This is a genomic window from Sphingopyxis sp. (assembly GCF_036402335.1).
GTDB lineage: Bacteria > Pseudomonadota > Alphaproteobacteria > Sphingomonadales > Sphingomonadaceae > Sphingopyxis.
Genome location: NZ_DASWTD010000617.1, coordinates 1 through 1699, shown reverse-complemented (window position 1 = coordinate 1699; position 1699 = coordinate 1). Strand labels below are relative to the sequence as shown.

The following is a 1699-nucleotide window of genomic DNA, read 5'->3' as shown; positions in this document are numbered from 1 at the left end:
AAGGCGACGGCACGTCAGGCCCGAAAGGCGTCAAGGCCATCGCAACCTATCTCAACGAGCGGCGCATGTTCACCCGTGACGGCGGGAAATGGGGACTGGCGCAAATCCACGCGATCCTGACCCGAACGACTTATATCGGCGAGCACCGCTTCAACACGCGCTCGCACAAAGACCGCGAAAAGAAGCCGGAGAGTGAAGTGGCGGTCATGGCGGTGCCCCCGCTGATCGAGCGGGAGACGTTCGACGCCGTTCAGGCCCGTCTCAAATCGCGCAATCCGATGGTGGTGCCGGCACGGGTATCGAGTGGCCCGACGCTGCTCACCGGCATCTGCTTCTGCGCGAAGTGCGGCGGCGCGATGACCCTGCGCACCGGCAAGGGCAATGGCGGGCAGTATACCTATTACACCTGCTCGACCAAGGCGCGGCAGGGCAAGACGGGCTGCGAAGGCCGTTCGATCCGCATGGACAAGCTCGACCATCTGGTCGCGGGCCATCTCGAAGAGCGCCTTCTCCAACCGAAGCGGCTGGAGACGATCCTGTCGAGCCTTCTCGACCGCCGGCAGGAACGGGCCGAGCGCCGACGCGAGCATCTGGCAGACTTGAACCGGCGAATCACGGAAACCGATCAGCGCCTCAACCGGCTCTACGACGCGATCGAATCAGGCGTCGCCGAACTCGACGATGTGGGACTGAAAGATCGGATCGCCAATCTGAAAGCCATCCGCGATCAGGCCACGGCAGACGCCGAGCGGATACGGATGACGCTCGACGGCTCGGGCGATCGGGCCGTGACGCCGGACATGATCGACGCCCTTTCGGAGACGGCACGCAGGAGCTTGCGGATTGAAGGCGGCGGCTATCGGCGGGATCACCTGCGCGCCCTCGCCCAGCGCGTCGAGGTCGCCGACGACGAGGTTCGCATCATGGGAAGGAAATCAGACCTGCTTCAAACCCTCGTCGCCGCTTCGAGCGGGGAAACGGCGGCTTTTGCGGTTCGCAGTTCTGTACTGAAATGGCGCGCCCGGAGGGATTCGAACCCCCGACCAAGGAGGTAGAAGCTCCTTGCTCTGTCCAACTGAGCTACGGGCGCCCGGCGATGCGCCTAGCGCGGATTGCGGTGCGGGGGAATGGGCGGCATGATGGCGGGCATGGGGGACACACACGGACTGGAAACGATCGAGGCGACGGCGGTCGCGAACGGGCGGTTCCGTTATTTCGATCTGGTCATGGCGGCGTTCGTCGCGATCCTGTTGCTGTCGAACGTGCTCGGCGCGGGGAAGGTGGCGCAGGTGGTGCTGCCGGGGATCGGGCCGTGGCCGTTCGGGGCGGGCATCCTGTTCTTTCCGGTCAGCTATATCATCGGCGACGTCCTGACCGAGGTGTACGGCTACGCCCATGCGCGGCGCGTCATATGGGTCGGGTTCGCGGCGACGGTGTTCATGGCGCTGATGGCGCGGGTGGTCGTCGCGCTGCCGCCCGCGCCGGACTGGACCAATCAGGCGGCCTACGAGACGATCTTCGGCCAGGTGCCCCGGATCGTCTTTGCCAGCATGTGCGCCTTCTGGGCGGGGGAGTTCGTCAATTCCTACGTCCTGGCGCGGATGAAGGTGCTGACCGAAGGACGGCATCTGTGGATGCGCACGATCGGCTCGACCATCGCGGGGCAGGCGGTCGACAGCCTGATCTTCTACCCGCTCGC

At 65.2% G+C, this 1699-nt stretch carries 2 protein-coding genes and 1 tRNA gene; 2 read left to right on the top strand and 1 reads right to left on the bottom strand.

The genetic code is table 11. The annotated features are described in order from the left end of the window. On the top strand, nucleotides 1–1055 hold a 1055-nt coding region (locus VGD20_RS19910; RefSeq protein ID WP_331136113.1), incomplete at its 5' end, for a recombinase family protein. Here the strand turns inward: VGD20_RS19910 and VGD20_RS19905 are convergent. Continuing rightward, nucleotides 1014–1090 (bottom strand) — tRNA-Arg (locus tag VGD20_RS19905). The genes VGD20_RS19910 and VGD20_RS19905 overlap by 42 nt on opposite strands. Before the next feature lie 58 nt (nucleotides 1091–1148). Between VGD20_RS19905 and VGD20_RS19900 the strand changes: the two genes are divergently transcribed. Continuing rightward, nucleotides 1149–1699, top strand: a 551-nt coding sequence (locus VGD20_RS19900) for a queuosine precursor transporter (protein ID WP_331136112.1), incomplete at its 3' end; no start/stop codon positions are given.